Source organism: Nocardiopsis sp. TSRI0078 (assembly GCF_001905145.1).
Lineage (GTDB): Bacteria > Actinomycetota > Actinomycetes > Streptosporangiales > Streptosporangiaceae > Nocardiopsis.
Genome location: NZ_LWLB01000009.1, coordinates 31,518 through 48,282 on the forward strand (window position 1 = coordinate 31,518; position 16,765 = coordinate 48,282).

Annotated in this window: 15 protein-coding genes; 10 read left to right on the forward strand and 5 right to left on the reverse strand. The window is 71.1% G+C overall.

All coding sequences use genetic code 11. From position 1 onward, the window contains the following. Positions 1–153: 153 nt before the first annotated feature. Both A6A08_RS09410 and A6A08_RS09415 read right to left on the reverse strand, forming a co-directional pair. Positions 154–1,158: an aldo/keto reductase family protein gene (locus A6A08_RS09410; RefSeq protein WP_199866892.1), complete on the reverse strand. Its 1,005-nt coding sequence runs from the start codon at positions 1,156–1,158 to the stop codon at positions 154–156. A gap of 164 nt (positions 1,159–1,322) precedes the next feature. After that, the gene (locus A6A08_RS09415) at positions 1,323–1,976 is read right to left on the reverse strand and encodes a DUF3043 domain-containing protein (protein ID WP_083609029.1); all 654 of its coding nucleotides are present in this window, start codon (positions 1,974–1,976) and stop codon (positions 1,323–1,325) included. Between the two features lie 117 nt (positions 1,977–2,093). Between A6A08_RS09415 and A6A08_RS09420 the strand changes: the two genes are divergently transcribed. The 5 genes from A6A08_RS09420 to A6A08_RS09440 all read left to right on the forward strand — a co-directional run bounded on the left by A6A08_RS09420 (position 2,094) and on the right by A6A08_RS09440 (position 6,295). Beyond that, positions 2,094–2,867: a PspA/IM30 family protein gene (locus A6A08_RS09420; protein ID WP_073702166.1), complete on the forward strand. Its 774-nt coding sequence runs from the start codon at positions 2,094–2,096 to the stop codon at positions 2,865–2,867. Further along, entirely contained in the window at positions 2,864–3,142 is a 279-nt protein-coding gene (locus A6A08_RS09425; RefSeq protein WP_073702167.1) for a hypothetical protein, read from the forward strand. The genes A6A08_RS09420 and A6A08_RS09425 overlap by 4 nt, the downstream gene beginning before the upstream one ends. A 382-nt stretch (positions 3,143–3,524) precedes the next feature. Further along, positions 3,525–4,445, forward strand: a complete 921-nt coding sequence (gene htpX / locus A6A08_RS09430) for a zinc metalloprotease HtpX (RefSeq protein WP_073702168.1) — start codon at positions 3,525–3,527, stop codon at positions 4,443–4,445. A gap of 79 nt (positions 4,446–4,524) precedes the next feature. Next, positions 4,525–5,121 carry a hypothetical protein gene (locus A6A08_RS09435; protein ID WP_073702169.1) on the forward strand — a complete coding sequence of 199 codons (597 nt, stop codon included), beginning with the start codon at positions 4,525–4,527 and terminating at the stop codon, positions 5,119–5,121. Positions 5,122–5,191: 70 nt separating this feature from the next. After that, positions 5,192–6,295 carry a glycerate kinase gene (locus tag A6A08_RS09440; protein ID WP_073702170.1) on the forward strand — a complete coding sequence of 368 codons (1,104 nt, stop codon included), beginning with the start codon at positions 5,192–5,194 and terminating at the stop codon, positions 6,293–6,295. Positions 6,296–6,488: 193 nt separating this feature from the next. Here A6A08_RS09440 and A6A08_RS09445 read toward each other — a convergent pair whose 3' ends face one another. Further along, complete coding sequence (locus tag A6A08_RS09445; RefSeq protein ID WP_073702217.1) at positions 6,489–7,736, reverse strand: ABC transporter substrate-binding protein; 1,248 nt, start codon at positions 7,734–7,736, stop codon at positions 6,489–6,491. A 427-nt stretch (positions 7,737–8,163) separates the two neighbouring features. Continuing rightward, positions 8,164–8,610 (reverse strand): PaaI family thioesterase, encoded by a 447-nt coding sequence (locus tag A6A08_RS09450; protein WP_073702171.1) that lies wholly within the window; start codon positions 8,608–8,610, stop codon positions 8,164–8,166. A gap of 135 nt (positions 8,611–8,745) precedes the next feature. On the opposite strand from A6A08_RS09450, the gene polA reads away from it, so the two are divergent. The 5 genes from polA to coaE all read left to right on the forward strand — a co-directional run bounded on the left by polA (position 8,746) and on the right by coaE (position 15,258). Beyond that, positions 8,746–11,547 (forward strand): DNA polymerase I, encoded by a 2,802-nt coding sequence (gene polA / locus A6A08_RS09455; protein WP_073702172.1) that lies wholly within the window; start codon positions 8,746–8,748, stop codon positions 11,545–11,547. Positions 11,548–11,595: 48 nt separating this feature from the next. Continuing rightward, positions 11,596–12,039: an alternative ribosome rescue aminoacyl-tRNA hydrolase ArfB gene (arfB, locus tag A6A08_RS09460; protein ID WP_073702173.1), complete on the forward strand. Its 444-nt coding sequence runs from the start codon at positions 11,596–11,598 to the stop codon at positions 12,037–12,039. 436 nt (positions 12,040–12,475) lie between these two features. Continuing rightward, positions 12,476–13,972, forward strand: coding sequence for a 30S ribosomal protein S1 (gene rpsA / locus A6A08_RS09465; protein WP_073702174.1), 1,497 nt, complete (start codon positions 12,476–12,478; stop codon positions 13,970–13,972). A gap of 151 nt (positions 13,973–14,123) precedes the next feature. Further along, on the forward strand, positions 14,124–14,648 hold the full coding sequence (locus A6A08_RS09470; RefSeq protein WP_073702175.1) for a GNAT family N-acetyltransferase: 525 nt from the start codon (positions 14,124–14,126) through the stop codon (positions 14,646–14,648). A gap of 10 nt (positions 14,649–14,658) precedes the next feature. Then, positions 14,659–15,258: a dephospho-CoA kinase gene (coaE, locus tag A6A08_RS09475; protein ID WP_073702176.1), complete on the forward strand. Its 600-nt coding sequence runs from the start codon at positions 14,659–14,661 to the stop codon at positions 15,256–15,258. Positions 15,259–15,498: 240 nt separating this feature from the next. Here coaE and A6A08_RS09480 read toward each other — a convergent pair whose 3' ends face one another. Beyond that, on the reverse strand, positions 15,499–16,611 hold the full coding sequence (locus A6A08_RS09480) for a hypothetical protein (RefSeq protein ID WP_242422257.1): 1,113 nt from the start codon (positions 16,609–16,611) through the stop codon (positions 15,499–15,501). Between the last annotated feature and the right edge of the window lie 154 nt (positions 16,612–16,765).

The window sequence follows — 16,765 nt, forward strand, 5'->3', positions numbered from 1 at the left end:
CGGAGCCCCTGGGGGTGGTTCGGGTGCCGGCGGGGTTCCGGAGGTGCGGTAGGAGGGTTCGTGAGGAACGAGTGAACCCTCCGGAGGCGCCGAAGGTTCCCGCCCTCAAGGCGCCCGAACACGGGGCGGAGCGGAGCCCCCGAGGAACACTGTCTAGCCGCGGATGTTCTCCGGGCTCTTGGTCAGCGACGGGTCGCGCTTGACGCTGTCGCCGAGGATCTCGTCGATCCTGGCGAGCAGCCCCTCGTCGAGCTTGACCCCGGCGGCCCGGACGTTGTCCTCCACCTGCTCGGGACGGGAGGCGCCGATGATCGCGGACGACACGTTCCGGTTCTGCAGCACCCAGGCCACGGCCAGCTGCGCCGGGGACAGGCCCGCCTCGGCGGCCAGCGGCTCCAGCTTCTGCACGCGCTCCAGCAGGACCTGGTCCTCGAGCGGGCCGCGCAGGAAGTGCCCGCTGTTGGGATCGGCGGCGCGCGAACCGGCGGGCAGCTCCTGGCCGGGCTTGTACTTGCCGGTCAGGACGCCTCCGGCGATCGGCGACCACACGATCTGGCCGATGCCCTCGCGCTCGGAGAGCGGGACGACCTCGGGCTCGATGACCCGCCACAGCATGTTGTACTGCGGCTGGTTGGAGACGATCCGGTCGAAGCCCATCTCGTCGGCGATCTTGAGTGCCCGCTCGATCTCCTCGGCACGCCACTCCGACACACCGACGTAGAGGACCTTGCCCTGGCGGACCAGGTCCTCGAAGGCCCGCATGGTCTCCTCCAGCGGCGTGGAGTAGTCGAACCGGTGCGCCTGGTACAGGTCCAGGTAGTCGGTTCCGAGGCGGCGCAGGGAGTCCTCCGCGCCGCGCATGATGTGCTTGCGGGACAGGCCCTTGTCGTTCTTGCCCTCTCCCATGGGCCAGTAGACCTTGGAGAAGATCTCCAGACCGTCCCGGCGCTCGCCCTTCAGGGCGCGGCCGAGCACCTCCTCCGCCCGTCCCTGGGCGTAGACGTCGGCGGTGTCGAACGTGGTGATACCGGCGTCCAGGGCCGCGCGGACACAGGCCTTGGCCGTGTCCTCCTCCACCTGGGATCCGTGCGTGATCCAGTTCCCGTAGGCGATCTCGCTGACCATGAGACCGCTGTTGCCTAGATGCCGAAAGTCCATGCCGAGCACTCTAGTAGGCGGTTGTGGCTCTCCGCGAGGTTCTCGACCGGCTGGGCGGAACCGAATGGGAACGCTCCCATGAAGGGTGCGGTGAAGGGCCGGTGCGAACACCGGCCCTGCTCACGCTGCTCGGCCCGAAGGGTCCGAAGAGGGGGGAGGGCGCCCTAGCGCACTCCGCGCGGGGTGGGGTCCTCGCGGACCTTCAGCCGCGGCTTGGGCAGGCGCAGGCGGCGGAACTGCAGCTGGCGCATGGCCGCGTACATGCCGACGCCCTTGACGCTCGGGTCGTCGGGGAAGTACTCGGAGGCGCGCTTCTTGACCGTGCGGCCCACCAGGACGCCCTCGGCGATGATCGTCACCATCATCAGCGGCCACGCCACGTAGGCCACACCGACCTGGAAGACCGGGTTGTTGATGAACAGCAGGGCGATGATCAGGATCGAGAACGGCAGGAAGAACTCGCTGGCGCTGCGGCGGGAGTCGACGAAGTCACGGGCGAAGGCCCTGGCCTCGCCGAGGTCCTGCTGGCGGTAGTAGCGGGCCTCGTCCTTGGGCACGCCCTTGGGCGCGCTGGAACCCCGTGCGCCCGAAGCGCGTTGACGTTCGAGACGTTCCCGGTAGGCCCGGTAGGCCTCCTTGCGGGTCTCGGGCGCCTTCAGCGGCTTGCGCGGGGCCACCTCGGATTCCCTGCGTTTTGGGGTGGGGACCCCCTTCTTGGGGGTATATCCCTTAGGTTGGGTGGCCTCAGTGGCCTCAGGGCTGGCGGATTCGGCGGTGGCCGAGTCCGGGGCTGTGGAAGCGGAGCGACGTCGGAACACACCCACAGGGTAGCCGCTCGTCGCATTATGGCGACCGCAGGCCAGAGCGCGTAGGGTTGGGCAAAGCGCCCGCTGGGAACAGCCGATGTACGCACCGAGAAGGGGACGGCCACGCCGATGAGCGTGTTTCAGCGACTTTCGATGATCTTCAGGTCCAAGGCCAACAGAGCCTTGGACTCGGTCGAGGACCCCAGGGAAACACTCGACTACTCGTACCAGAAACAGCTTGAGCTCTTGCAGAAGGTGCGTCGTGGTGTGGCCGACGTCGCGACCTCCCGCAAGCGCGTGGAGCTCCAGATCCAGCAGCTGGAGCAGCAGTCCGGAAAACTGGAGAGCCAGGGCCGTGCCGCCCTGACCCAGGGGCGGGAGGACCTCGCCCGCGAGGCCCTGAGCCGCCGCTCCGGCCTGTCCCAGCAGATCGAGAACCTGCGCGAACAGCACGCCAACCTCCAGGGCGAGGAGCAAAAGCTCACGATGGCGGCGCAGCGCCTGCAGACCAAGGTGGACGCCTTCCGCACGCGCAAGGAGACCATCAAGGCCACCTACACCGCCGCCCAGGCCCAGACGCAGATCAGCGAGGCCTTCTCGGGCATCTCCGAGGAGATGGGCGACGTCGGCATGGCCGTCCAGCGCGCCGAGGACAAGACCGCCGAGATGCAGGCCCGCGCGGGCGCCGTCGACGAGCTGCTCGCCTCCGGTGCGCTCGACGACGTCACCGGCACCGCCCGGGACGACATCCAGAGCGAGCTCGACCGCATGGCCAGCACCACCAGCGTCGAGGCCGACCTGGAGCGCATGAAGAGGGAGCTCGGGCAGGGCGGTGGTGACTCCGCCCCGCAGATCGAGGGCGGCAACGGCGCCGGCAACACCGGAAACCGGGAGGGCGCGTGATCGTCCGCATCATGGGTGAGGGGCAGCTCGACCTCACCGACGCCGACCTGGAACTGCTCAACTCCTTCGACTCCCAGCTGGAGTCGGCCATCGAGTCGGGCGACGAGGCCACGTTCCGCCGGGCTCTGCACGACCTTCTGGAGAAGGTGCGTGAGGACGGCAAGCCGCTGCCGGCCGACGCCCTGGAGCCCTCGCAGTTCATCCTCCCGCCGGCCGACGCCAGCATGGAAGAGGTACGGGAGATGCTGCAGGACGACGGGCTCATCCCCGGCTAGGACCGTCTCCGTCCAGGTGCACCGCTTCCGTCCAGGTGCGCCCGGGCAAAGATGAGCGGGCCCCGAAGGCCAGGCCACGGCCGTTCGGAGCCCGGCTCGGTGCCTGCACGCGCGTTCTCAGGCCGCCGTGACCCCCAGGGGGCACGGCGGCCTTCGTCGTACGCGGGGGCTCCTCGCACGACGCGCGGGGCGGGAGGAGCCCGCCGGGAACCGCGGCCGGAGCCCCGTTCGTTGGAGTGGTGGGTGCGAGCGCGGCAAGGGAGGCCGCGGGCGCCGCTCCGGTGGGGGCGGGCGCCGAACACGCTGCGGACCGCCTCGGGCCCTTTCCCACCTGGGCGAACTACACTCCGAGACAGTCGACGCGTCGGGGAGAGGACTAGGCATGGCCGGTTCCAAGTTCAGACCTGACCGGGGGCTGACCACCCGCATGGTGATGACCATGGGCCTTCTCGCCCTGGTCTACATGGCCTTCATCGCCGGACTGGTCCTGGTGGGCCTCAACGTGTGGCTGGTCCTGCTCATCGTCGCCGGGTTCGCGCTGTTCAGCTACTTCGCCTCCGACAGGATCGCCATGTTCTCCATGGGGGCCAAGGAGGTCACCCCCGAGCAGGCGCCCGAGCTGCACGCCGTGATCGACCGGCTGTGCGCCCTGGCGGACATGCCCAAGCCCCGCGTGGGGATCGCCGACACCGACGTTCCCAACGCCTTCGCCACCGGGCACAACAAGAAGTCCGCGGTCATCTGTGTGACGACCGGCCTCATGCGCCGCCTGGAGGGCTCCGAGCTGGAGGCGGTCCTGGCCCACGAGCTGTCCCACGTCGCCCACCGCGACGTCATGGTGATGACCGTCGCCGGCTTCCTCGGCATCGTCGCCGGGTTCCTCACCCAGGCCGGGCTGCGCTTCGCCATGTTCAGCGGGGGTATGCGCAGCAACAACAACGGTCCCGCCCCGGCCGTCGTCGCCCTGCTCGTCGTGCTGGTCAGCGCGGTCGCCTGGGCGCTCAGCTTCCTGCTCACCCGGGCGCTGTCGCGCTACCGCGAGCTGTCCGCCGACCGCGCCGCCGCCTACCTCACCGGGCGCCCGTCCATGCTGGGCAGCGCCCTGACCAAGATCACCGGCGACATGGCCCGGATACCCACCCGCGACCTGCGCCAGGTGGAGCCGTTCAACGCCTTCTTCTTCGCACCGGCCCTCTCCCGCAAGGGGTTCAGCTTCAGCCAGCTGATCGCGACCCACCCGCCCGTGCAGCAGCGCCTGGCCCAGCTGTCCGACATCTCCCGGCAGCTCGGCCAGGGCGGTTGACCGCGGCCGGCCCGACCGGACCCCGACCGGACCGGTCGTACCGGCCGATCCCAGACTCCGAAAGGACCGGGAGAACACGATGAGTTTCTGGCGAGCCCTGCTCGGGCGCTCCGAACCGGCCAAGCCCGACCTCGACGCCCTGTTCGGCCTGCCCTCGGCGTCCGTCACCCTGCGGGCCGCCGCGGGCTTTGGGCCCACCGGTACCGGCTCCGTCGCCTTCCGCGCCACCGAGGGCGCCGCCTTCGCCGACCTGGAGCGCGACATCACCGAGCTGCTCGACAGCGGCGGGGGCCCGCCCGTGGACCAGGTCACCGACGACTACGGCTACACCTGGCTGGTGGTCCGCTCACAGAACGCCCCGGCCTCCGGGGACGAGGCGGCCACCCCCGACATCACCGGCCTGGTGACCGACCTGCACGCCGTCAACTCCACCCTGGAGGCCAACGGGTACGGGCCCTCCCTGCTGTGCTCCCTGGTCGGCTTCACCGACGGCGGCCGCTCCCTGGGACTGGTCTACCTCTACAAGCGCGGCACCTTCTACCCCTTCGCGCCCGCCGGCGGCCAGCGCAGGGACAACGCCCTCGAACTCCAGGCGGAGGCGGCCATCGGCGCGGACCTGCCCATGGAGAAGGACCGCTCCCGCTGGTTCCCCGTCTACGGCGCTCCCGGACTCTGACCAGGGCCGTGCGGGCTCTGACCAGGGGTGCCCCGAACGCGTGAGAATGTGGCCTGGCACACTGGAGCACGTGCGTATCCTCATCGCTCCTGACAAGTTCGCCGGTACCCTCTCCGCGCTCGAAGCCGCCCAGGCCGTCGCCGACGGCTGGCACCGGACCGACCCCTCCGCCCGAACGGAGCTGCTCCCGCTCTCCGACGGCGGACCCGGGTTCGTCGAGGTGCTGCACACCGCCCTCGGCGGCGAGGTGCGGCGGGCCGAGGTGACCGGCCCCCTCGGCACACCCGTGACCGCGGAGTACCTCCTCGACGGCGACACCGCCTACGTGGAGAGCGCCCAGGCCTGCGGCCTCCACCTGGTGCCCGCCGACGACCGCGACCCCGGCCGCACCACCACCCGCGGCGTGGGCGAACTGGTCGCCCACGCGGTCCGCGCGGGCGCCCGCACCGTCGTCGTCGGCCTCGGCGGCAGTTCCACCAACGACGCCGGAGCCGGGTTCCTCGCCGCACTGGGCGCCACCCCCGCCGACCACCTCGGCCACGGCGGCGGCACCCTGGCCGAGCACGTCGACGCCGTCGACCTCGACGCCGCCCGCCGGACCCTGGAGGGGGTCCGCCTCGTCGCCGCCACCGACGTCGACAACCCCCTCCTCGGCATCCACGGCGCCAGCGCCGTCTTCGGCCCCCAGAAGGGCGCCGACCCCGACCAGGTCCAGCGCCTCGACGCGGCCCTCTCCGCCTTCGCGGACCGGGTGGACCCCGACAAGGGCACCCGTGACACCCCCGGCGCCGGCGCCGCGGGCGGCCTGGGCTTCGCCCTGCTCCTCCTCGGCGGCACGGTCGAGTCCGGCATCAGCCGCGTCCTCGGCTCCGTCCGCCTGGCCGAGCGCCTCGACGGCGCCGACCTCGTCATCACCGGCGAGGGCTCCTTCGACTCCCAGTCCCTGCGCGGCAAGCTCCCGCACGGCGTCGCCCAGGCCGCCAGCCGGCACGGCGTCCCCTGCATCGTCACCGCCGGGGCCGTGAAGGTCGGCCGGGCCGAGGCCGCCGACGCCGGGATCACCGAGACCTACTCCCTCGTCGAGTCCGCCGGCTCGGTGGAGGCGGCCATGAGCCGCTCCGCCGAGGAACTGCGCGCCCTGGCCGCCGACATCGCCCGCCGCTGGTCCCGGTGAGCGGGCGGGGCGGGAAACGGTAGGGAAGGAGAGGGGCGGCCGCGCCGCCCGCCCCTCTCCACGCCACCCGCGGACTCCGCGCCCTCTCCGGTGGGGACGGGGGACACGGACGGCGAGGAGCGCCCCGGGAGGGGGATCTCCCGGGGCGCTCCCCGTGGTCGGTGACGGGCGGGCGGGGCCGGCCGTCGCTCACCTAGTCCTGGAGCGAGTGCTCCTCGTAGGCGAGGATCTCGTGACCGTCGTCCCCGTAGTGGAAGATCTCGAAGGTGGCGGCGGTCGGGTCGCCGTTGTCGTCGAAGTCGATGTTGCCGCTGGTGCCCTGGTAGTTGATCTCCTCACCGTCGGCCAGCAGGTCGCGGCACTCGGAGAAGGAGGAGCACTCGGTGCCCTCGGGGCGACTGACGTTGGGCAGCTCGGCCACGTACTCGGACGGGTTCACGCTGCCGGCGGCCTCGGCGGCCAGGGCGATCACGGTGACGCAGTCATAGACCTGCGGGGCGAACTGGAAGACCTCCAGCTCCTCGTTGAAGCTGCGCAGGCCCTCGGAGAACTCGGGGTTGTCCGCGCTCGGGGCGATACCCGTGATGCCGTTGACACTGTCCGGGTTCTCCTGGTTGACGGTCTCGCCCAGCTGCGGGTCGTTGAGGCCGTCGGTGACGAAGATCTGCTCGCCCTCGATGTCGCTCTCCAGGAACTGGGAGATGACCTGCGCGCCCTCCTCGAAGGCGATGAGCGCGACGGCGTCGGGGTCCTCGTTGGCGACGCTGTTGACGACCGAGTCGAAGGTGGTGGCCATGGGGTCGTAGGTCTCGTTGACGACGACCTGGGCGCCGAGGCTCTCCAGCTCCGCCTGGAGGGCCTGGGCGTAGCCGCCGCCGTAGTCGTCGGCGCGGGCGACGATGGCGACGTTCTGGTTGCCGCCCTCGACGATCTTGCGGGCCATCACCACCGCGGAGAGCAGGTCGCTGGGCGCGGTGCGGAAGTAGTAGCCGTTGTCCTCGATGTCGCTCAGCGCGGCGGAGGTGTTGGAGCCGGAGCACTGGACGATCTCGGCACCGGTGATGGTGTCGTAGGTCGCCTGGGTCATACCGGAGGCGGCGGCGCCGATGACGGCGTTCACCTCGTCCGACACGAGGCTGTTGGCGGCCTCGTTGGCCTGGGCGTTGTCGCCCGCCTCGTCACCCTGGACGATCTTGGGGACCTCGCTGCCGAGGATGCCGCCGGCCTCGTTGATCTCGGAGATCGCGTACTCCGCCGCGGTGATCTGGGGCGGGCCGAGGAAGGAGAGGTTGCCGGTCTGCGGGTAGAGGATGCCGTAGGTGAACTGGTCGCCCCCTCCGTCACCGCCGTCTCCTTCGCCGCCCCCGCTGCCACACGCGGTCAGGCCGAGTACAAGGGCCGCGGTTGCGGCAGTGAGGCCTAGGGCCTTCTTGCTTGCCATGATCGTGGTCACTCCGTTCAACCGGCGAAACACGCGCTGCGTGACGCAGCCGTGCCGATGTGCATGTGCGTCCTGATGTCCGCGATGTGTGGCATGACTTAATCAGGAGCGTTAGCGGAGCTTAATCACGGAACTTCTGGATCGGAAAGCGGGGGGCGGCCGTTGGTGCCGACTCGCCGTCAGGCTGTTATGCCTCTGTAGTCATCATTGGGCTTCCGCGCCCGATATTTGTACAGTTCGCAGCTATGCGTGTGCAGGGGGCAGCAAACTGTCGCGACGACCAGGCATGACGAAGCCCGACCGTCAAGAGCTGCGGTCGGGCTGTAGGAAAACTACAGAAGGACTGCACACGGGTGTGAAGTGGTCCTTCCCCAAGCAGGAAAACCCTTGACCGATATACGCGTCCCGTTCCTCCGGACGCTTCCGGTCACCTGCCCGCCTCCCCCTGACCGCCGGGCATCTCGCGCAGCATGCACGTGAGCCGGGAGGTGCACACCTTCCGGTCCTCCTCGTCGGTGATGGTGATGTCCCACGTGGCCAGTGTCCGGCCCAGGTGCACCGGGGTGGCCACACCGGTCACGTACCCCTTGGTGGCCGACCGGTGGTGGGTGGCGTTGATCTCGATGCCGACCGCCACCTTGCCGAACCGGGCGGCGTGGGCGGTGGAGCCGATCGAGCCCAGGGACTCGGCCAGCACGCACGACGCGCCCCCGTGCAGCAGCCCGAACGGCTGGACGTTGCCCTCCACCGGCATCCGCCCCACCACGCGTTCGTCGGAGGCCTCGGTGACCTCGATGCCCATGCGGTCGCCCAGGCCGCCGGTCAGGGCGCCCGTGTCGAGCATCCGGCGCATCGCCTCGGAGTCCGTCGTCATATGTGTGCCTTCCGATCCGCTGGGGCGCCGGCCGCTCCGGCCGGAGGAGGGGCGCTCCGGCCCGGGACGGTCGGCCTTGCCGGTGTTCTCGCGGTGTGGCCGCGAAGTGTCCGCATCGCATCCTAGGATTTGTCTGTGGTGACCAAGCGAGAGACCCCCGACCAGACATCCCAGGCCGGCGCCGGGACGGGCGGCGCAGCCCCCGCCGACGGCGGCGGCCGGCGCCCCCGCCTCCTGCTCCTGGACGGCCACTCGATGGCCTTCCGCGCGTTCTTCGCGCTCCCGGTGGAAAAGTTCGGCACGAGTACCGGCCAGTCGACCAACGCCGTCTACGGCTTCGCGTCGATGCTGGTCAAGCTGCTGCGGGACGAGGAGCCCACCCACATCGCGGTGGCATGGGACCTGTCCGGCCCCACCTTCCGGCACGAGGAGTACGCCGAGTACAAGGACGGCCGCTCCGACACACCGCCGGAGTTCCCCTCCCAGGTGCCGCTCACCCAGGACCTCATGCGGCTGGTCGGCGTCGCCAACCTGTCCGCGCCGGGCTTCGAGGCCGACGACGTCATCGCCACCCTGGCCCACCAGGGCGGGGAGGCCGGGATGGAGGTGCTCATCGCCTCGGGGGACCGCGACGCCTTCCAGCTGGTCACCGACTCCTGCACGGTCCTGTACCCGGGCAAGAGCCTGTCGGACCTGCGGCGCATGGACCCCGCGGCGGTCGAGGACAAGTACGGGGTCCCCCCGGAACGCTACCGCGACCTGGCCGCCCTGGTGGGGGAGAAGGCCGACAACCTGCCCGGCGTGCCCGGAGTGGGCCCGAAGACCGCCGCCAAGTGGATCACCAAGTACGGGTCCCTGGATGAGCTGGTCGCCCACGCCGACGAGCTCACCGGCAAGGCCGGGCAGAACTTCCGCGACCACCTGGACGACGTGCTGCGCAACCAGCGCCTGAACCGGCTGGCCACGGACGTGGACCTGGACGTGGACGTCAGGGCGCTGGGCCTGGGCGAGGCGGACCGGGCCGGGATCGACGCGCTCTTCGACAACCTGGAGTTCGCCTCCAACCTGCGCGAGCGCCTGTACTCCGTGGTCCGGCTGGAGGACGGCGCGGAGCCGGACGGCGCCGAGCCCGCCGAGGGCTTCCGGGTCGACCTGACCGTGGCCGGGACCGGGGAGCTGGCCTCCTGGATCACCCGGCACGCCGCCCCCGGCGACACCCTCACCCCCACGGCGCCCGCCGGACTGGCCGTGGACGGCACCTGGGGCCGCGGTACCGGCAGGGTGGACGCGCTGGCCATCAGCGTGCCCTCGGGGGAGGCGGTGTTCGTCGACCCCACCGCCCTGGACCCGGCCGACACCGAGGCGCTGGCCGCCTTCCTGGCCGATCCCGGCCGTCCCAAGGTCGTGCACGAGTACAAGGGGGCCCTGCTCGCACTGGGCGCGCACGGGTGGACGCTGGGCGGCGTGGTCAGCGACACCGCCCTGGCCGCCTACCTGGTCCAGCCGGGACAGCGCCGCTTCGACCTCGCCGACCTGTGCCGCAGGTACCTGGGCCGGGAGCTGGAGGAGGACGCCTCCGGCGACCAGCTGACCCTGGACCTGGGCGACGGCGGGGAGGCGGGCTCGGGCCGCCAGCACCTGCTGGCGGTGCGCGCGAGCGCCACCCGCGACCTGGCCGGGGTGCTGTCCGCGGAGCTGGACAAGCGGGGCGGCACCCACCTGCTGCACGAGGTCGAGCTTCCGCTGGTGGACGTGCTGGCGCGGCTGGAGCACGCGGGGATCGCCGCCGACCGCGAGTACCTGGAGGGGCTGCAGGGCGAGTTCGCCGCCGCGGCCCGCGGCGCGGTGGAGCGTGCGCACGAGGTGGTGGGCCGCGAGTTCAACCTCGGCTCGCCCAAACAGCTCCAGCAGGTGCTGTTCGAGGACCTGGGCCTGCCCAGGACCAAGAAGATCAAGACCGGCTACACCACCGACGCGGACGCGCTGGCGTGGCTGGCGGCGCAGACCGACAACGAGCTCCCCGCGGTCCTGCTGCACCACCGCGACCAGACCAAGCTGCGCACCACGGTCGAGGGGCTGATCAAGACGATCGCCGACGACGGCCGCATCCACACCACCTTCAACCAGACGGTGGCCGCGACCGGCCGCCTCAGCTCCACCGACCCCAACCTGCAGAACATTCCGGTGCGCACCGACGTGGGTAGGCGCATCCGGCGGGCGTTCGTGGTGGGGGAGGGCTTCGACGAGCTGCTCACCGCCGACTACAGCCAGATCGAGCTGCGCATCATGGCGCACCTGTCGGGCGAGCAGGCGCTGATCGACGCCTTCAACAGCGGCTACGACTTCCACGCGCAGATGGCCGCCCAGGTCTTCGACGTCGGGGTCGAGCAGGTCGACGGGGAGGCGCGCTCCAAGATCAAGGCGATGAGCTACGGCCTGGCCTACGGGCTGAGCGTCTACGGCCTGTCCCAGCAGCTGGGCATCGCACCCGAGGAGGCCAAGCGCCTCATGGAGAACTACTTCGCCGAGTTCGGCGGGGTGCGCGACTACCTCGACTCGGTGGTGGAGGAGGCCCGCAGGGTCGGCTACACCGAGACGATCCTGGGACGCCGCCGCTACCTGCCCGACCTGACGAGCGACAACCGCCAGCGCCGGGACATGGCCGAGCGGATGGCGCTCAACGCGCCCATCCAGGGGTCGGCGGCCGACATCATCAAGGTGGCCATGCTCCAGGTGGACTCGGCGCTCACCGAGGGCGGCTTCGCGTCGCGGGTCCTGCTGCAGGTACACGACGAACTCGTGGTGGAGATCGCTCCGGACGAACGCGAGGCGGTCGAAAAGCTCGTGACGCGGGAGATGAGCTCCGCCTATGATCTGCGTGTCCCGCTGGCCGTCTCGGTCGGCAGCGGGCAGAGCTGGCACGACGCCGCGCACTGAGCCGCGGCGCGGACGAGAGCGCGGACGCGACGCGAGGAGGCGGGAACGGTGACGGCACGTGGTGGAGCCCCCGAAGGGCTGACCGTGGGCTCGGTCACCGTCCCCGCCGACGCGCTCACGTGGCGGTTCTCCCGCTCCTCGGGTCCGGGCGGCCAGCACGTCAACACCTCCGACACCCGGGTGTCGCTGTCGTTGGACGTGGCGGCCTGCACCAGCCTGGGGAGCACGCGGCGCCAACGCGCGCTGGAGCGGCTCCAGGGACGCCTGGTCGACGGTGTGCTGACGGTGACGGTGCAGACGCACCGGTCGCAGGCGCGCAACCGGGTCGAGGCCAGGGAGCGGATGGCGGACCTGTTGGCGGAGGCCACGGCCCCGCCCGCGCGCGAGCGCCGTGCGACCCGTCCCAGCCGCAGGGCCAGGCAGCGCCGCGTGGACGCCAAGAAGCGACGGAGCGCGATCAAACGGTCACGCTCCCGTCCTCCTATGGACTGACCGCAACCCGCCCTCCGAAGATTTTTTTCGGGCGTCCCGGAGGTGCCCCGCAAGCGTGCCCCCGGCGTTCACCCCGAGGCGGTACGCCCCTGCGGACATGGGGGGACCCCCAGTTGATCTTGACCACCATGCTCGGGTAAATTGCCGCCATTGCGACCTACGTCGGGTTGGCGGTCCTGGGTTCCGATTGACCAGGACGCCCTTGTCTCATATTCTGGCTGAAGCGTTGTGGGTTCGTGCGGGCGTCCGCTGTCTCCAGTGAGGGGCAACAGGATGGCGCCGCTTCGGTCAACACTCTGGACCCGGCGGCTGGTGGTCAAGGCGGCTTTGTGTCGTCATGGCCCTGCTTCTCACCTTCCGGACGACGGATCGACGGGCTCGGACCTACGGCGTGCCCATCTTCCTGAATCTGTCCGTATCCGGAGTCCACCCACAAATGACGAGCAGCACCGAGGCCACCTCGACACCCCAGGTAGCGGTCAACGACATCGGGTCCGAGGAAGCCTTCCTCGCGGCGATCGACGAGACCATCAAGTACTTCAACGACGGTGACATTGTCGAGGGCACCATCGTGAAGGTCGATCGAGACGAGGTCTTGCTCGACATCGGCTACAAGACCGAGGGTGTGATCCCTTCCAGGGAACTCTCGATCAAGCACGACGTCGACCCCGGCGAGGTTGTTGCCGTCGGCGACCAGGTCGAGGCCCTCGTCCTCCAGAAGGAGGACAAGGAGGGTCGTCTGATCCTGTCCAAGAAGCGCGCCCAGTACGAGCGCGCCTGGGGCACGATCGAGAAGATCAAGGAGGAGGACGGCGTCGTCACCGGCACCGTCATCGAGGTCGTCAAGGGCGGTCTCATCCTCGACATCGGCCTGCGCGGCTTCCTGCCCGCGTCCCTGGTCGAGATGCGCCGTGTGCGCGACCTGCAGCCCTACGTCGGCCGTGAGCTCGAGGCGAAGATCATCGAGCTGGACAAGAACCGCAACAACGTGGTCCTGTCCCGCCGTGCCTGGCTGGAGCAGACCCAGTCCGAGGTCCGCCAGACCTTCCTCAACACCCTGCAGAAGGGCCAGATCCGCAAGGGCGTCGTCTCCTCGATCGTCAACTTCGGTGCGTTCGTGGACCTGGGCGGCGTCGACGGCCTGGTGCACGTCTCCGAGCTCTCCTGGAAGCACATCGACCACCCGAGCGAGGTCGTCGAGGTGGGCCAGGAGGTCACCGTCGAGGTTCTCGACGTGGACATGGAGCGCGAGCGCGTCTCCCTGTCGCTCAAGGCGACGCAGGAGGACCCCTGGCAGCAGTTCGCCCGGACCCACCAGATCGGCCAGGTCGTTCCCGGCAAGGTCACCAAGCTGGTTCCGTTCGGTGCGTTCGTGCGCGTCGAGGAGGGCATCGAGGGCCTGGTCCACATCTCCGAGCTGGCCGAGCGCCACGTCGAGGTGCCCGAGCAGGTCGTCCAGGTCGGCACCGAGATCTTCGTCAAGATCATCGACATCGACCTCGACCGCCGCCGCATCAGCCTCTCGCTGAAGCAGGCCAACGAGAGCGTCTCGCCGGACCAGGTGGACTTCGACCCCACCCTGTACGGCATGGCCGCGGACTACGACGAGCAGGGCAACTACAAGTACCCCGAGGGCTTCGACCCCGAGAGCGGCGAGTGGCTCGAGGGCTTCGAGGCTCAGCGGGACGAGTGGGAGCGCAGCTACGCCGAGGCGCAGGCCCGCTTCGAGGCGCACCGCAAGCAGGTCGAGGAGGCCCGCGCGGCCGAGGCCGACGCGGCCAACGCGCCCGCCCCGGAGGAGGAAGAGGAGTACACCGGCGGTGGCCAGAGCGCCAACCAGTCCGGCGGCTCCGAGCCCTCCACCAGCGGCGCCCTGGCCTCGGACGAGGCCCTGGCCGCCCTCCGCGAGAAGCTCGCGGGTGGCGAGGCCTAGGCAGTAGGTCCGCGAGGACTCGCTGACAGCCCCGAAGGGCCGTCCCCGCTTTGCGCGGGGGCGGCCCTTCGCCGTGTCCGGGACCGCTTCGGGGGCCGAAGGACTAGTGTCGTGGCGTGTCCCGAGGGGCGGGGCGTGTTGAGGAGGCGACGTGTTCGACATCCACCCGGCCACCCCCGCCGACGCGGGCGAGGTCTTCACCCTCCAGCGGGCCGCGTTCGTCGACGAGGCCCAGGCCTTCGGAGACCCGTTCGTGCTGCCGCTCACCGAAAGCCTGGAGAGGGTGGAGAGGCTGCTGGGGCAGGAGGACACCCTCGCGCTCAAGGCGGTCTCCGGGGCCCGCCTGGTCGGAACGGTCCGGGCGCGGGTGATGGGCACCAGCGCCGTGATCGGCCGCCTGGCGGTGGCCCCCGACCTGCGCCGTCGGGGGATCGCGCGGGCGCTGCTCGCCGGCGTCGAGGAGCGCCTGCGCGAGCGCCACCCGCACCTGGCCGCGCTCACCCTGTCCACCGGCGCGCAGGAGGCCGGACAGCAGCGGCTCTACCGCGGACTCGGATACGCCGAGACCTCGCGGGAGCGGGTCGCCGACCACCTGGTCATGGTGCACATGCGCAAGGAACTCGCTCCGGACGGCTCCGGCGGGGGCGGCGTCGCCGATCGGGGAGCGGCGGTCTAGGGTTTCCGGCATGCTGAAAGTAGGACTCACCGGCGGGATCGGCTCGGGCAAGAGCGCGGTCTCGGCCGAACTGGCGGCCTACGGCGCCACCGTCATCGATGCCGACGCCATCGCCCGGGAGGTGGTCGAGCCCGGAACGCCGGGGCTGGACGCGGTCGTCGCCGAGTTCGGGGAGGAGGTGCTCACCCCGCAGGGGCGGCTGGACCGGCCCAGGCTGGGGGAGATCGTCTTCGCCGACGGGGAGCGCCTGGCCCGGCTCAACGCCATCGTGCACCCCCTCGTGGGCGAGCGCAGCGCCCGGTTGATGGAGGAGGCGGTGGCCTCCGGGACGCAGGTGGTGGTCTACGACGTCCCGCTGCTGGTGGAGAACGGCCTGGAATCGCTCTACGACGTGGTGGTCGTGGTCGACGCACCCGACGAGGTGCGGGTGGAGCGGGTCGCCGTCAACCGGGACATGCCGCGGGAGCAGGTGCGGGCCCGCATCCGTGCGCAGGCCGACCGGGAGGTCCGCCTGGCCGCCGCCGACCTGGTGGTGGACAACTCCGGCACCCGCGAGGAACTGCGGGAGCGGGTGGCCGAGCTCTGGCGCGAACTCCTCAAGCGCGCCTAGGCGCGTTCCACGGTCCGTGGCCGGGCCGGGCCGGGGCACGGCATGGACAGCGTGCCCGCGGCCGGTGGCACGTGTGTCGCTCCGTGGCGCACACCGCGGTCAGCGCCCCTCCCGCGGTCGCCGTCCCGAGGGGCCGCGCCCACCGGTGCCGTCCAGCGTGGTCCTGTCCTCGTGGCCGGGTTCGGCGTCCGAGACCCGCCGCGGGTACGGAACCAACGGGGCCGGAGCCCACACGCCACGCTAGCCGCCTCCCTTCCCGCCCGGCCCCCGGCGCAGGGACTCGGACAGGGACGCGCCGGCGTCCACGGCCTCGCGTACCAGCTCCTCCCGTACCGAGTGCGCGGCCTCCACGCTGAGCAGGCTCTCGTCGATCTCCTCGGTGCGCACGGCGTCCCGGGACGAGGTCAGCGCCAGGTCGGCGTAGTCCGCCGCGCGGTCGGCGATCTCCTGGCACTGCTCCCACTCGCGGTGGGCGGTCACCGCCGCGTGCACGCGCTCGCCGTAGCCGGTCAGCACCCCGATCCGCTCGGCGAGCGCCGCGTGGGCGCGGTCCACGGCCTCCTCCTGAGGTTCGAGCGCCCGGGTGACCTGGTCGGACACCGCCTCGCGCTTGCGCCGCAGCAGCTCCTTGCGCAGGGAGCGCAGGCGTAACAGCTCCTGGGACATCCGCCACTCCTCCTCACGCAGCAGGGGAAGGGTGTGGCCGGCGTCGAAGGAACCGCCCAGCACCCTGGTGCCCTCCTCCACCCGGTCGGTGGCCTGCTGGAGCTGGGCGAACAGGTGCGCCTCGGGCTCGTCGCGGCGGGCGGCGTAGCCGTAGGGGCGGCCGAAGTCCTCGGGCAGCACGTAGCGGCCGGCGTTCTCCGAGGCCAGGCGGGCGACCATGCCCGGGCGCATGATGGCCCCGGTGCCGCCCACGGCGGCGGTCAGGTACAGGGCCGCGGTCGCGGGGTCGCCGGGGACGAAGGAGCCGAGCGGTCCGACGACCTGTTCGAGCAGCAGCCGGGCGCCCGTGACCCCGGCCGCGGAGGCGGGCAGTGCCCAGAAGGCGTGCATGACCAGGTCGGCCCAGTCGTCGGTGAAGGAGCCCCTGAGGGAGATCAGGCCGAGGACGGCCATGGTCGTTCCCAGGCACAGCAGAGCCACGAGGACGGCACCGGCGGCCGGGGAGAGCAGGGCGAGGGCGGCCAGGGAGGTGCACCCCGCGGCGGTGAGCGCGGCCCCCTGCCTCCAGGTGGGGCGGCGGGAGGGTCCGGCCGAGGCCGGGACCAGCCTCTCGGGGCGGGCCCGCATGCGCGCGAGCGCGCGGGGCGGCAGGGCCGGGTCGAAGGTGGGTCTGCGGGGATGGGACACGGCTGGCACCTCCGCTTCGGACACAGGGCGCTGGTTTTCGATGGTAGCCTCCGCGCCCGCGGCCGGACAGGGATGTCACAGGCGGTCTGTAGCGTTGGGAGTGAGGGACACGCGGGCGCGGGGGCGGCCCGCCGTTCGATGGGAGAAGAGGCGA

Bases quoted from the DNA above. Each gene is read 5' to 3' on its own strand.
- A6A08_RS09450 (WP_073702171.1), bottom strand. From the start codon at position 8,610: ATGACGACGGACTCCGAGGCGATGCGCCGGATGCTCGACACGGGCGCC.
- A6A08_RS09420 (WP_073702166.1), top strand. From the start codon at position 2,094: ATGAGCGTGTTTCAGCGACTTTCGATGATCTTCAGGTCCAAGGCCAAC.
- coaE (WP_073702176.1), top strand. From the start codon at position 14,659: ATGCTGAAAGTAGGACTCACCGGCGGGATCGGCTCGGGCAAGAGCGCG.
- A6A08_RS09410 (WP_199866892.1), bottom strand. From the start codon at position 1,158: ATGGACTTTCGGCATCTAGGCAACAGCGGTCTCATGGTCAGCGAGATC.
- rpsA (WP_073702174.1), top strand. From the start codon at position 12,476: ATGACGAGCAGCACCGAGGCCACCTCGACACCCCAGGTAGCGGTCAAC.
- A6A08_RS09435 (WP_073702169.1), top strand. From the start codon at position 4,525: ATGAGTTTCTGGCGAGCCCTGCTCGGGCGCTCCGAACCGGCCAAGCCC.
- A6A08_RS09445 (WP_073702217.1), bottom strand. From the start codon at position 7,736: ATGGCAAGCAAGAAGGCCCTAGGCCTCACTGCCGCAACCGCGGCCCTT.
- htpX (WP_073702168.1), top strand. From the start codon at position 3,525: ATGGCCGGTTCCAAGTTCAGACCTGACCGGGGGCTGACCACCCGCATG.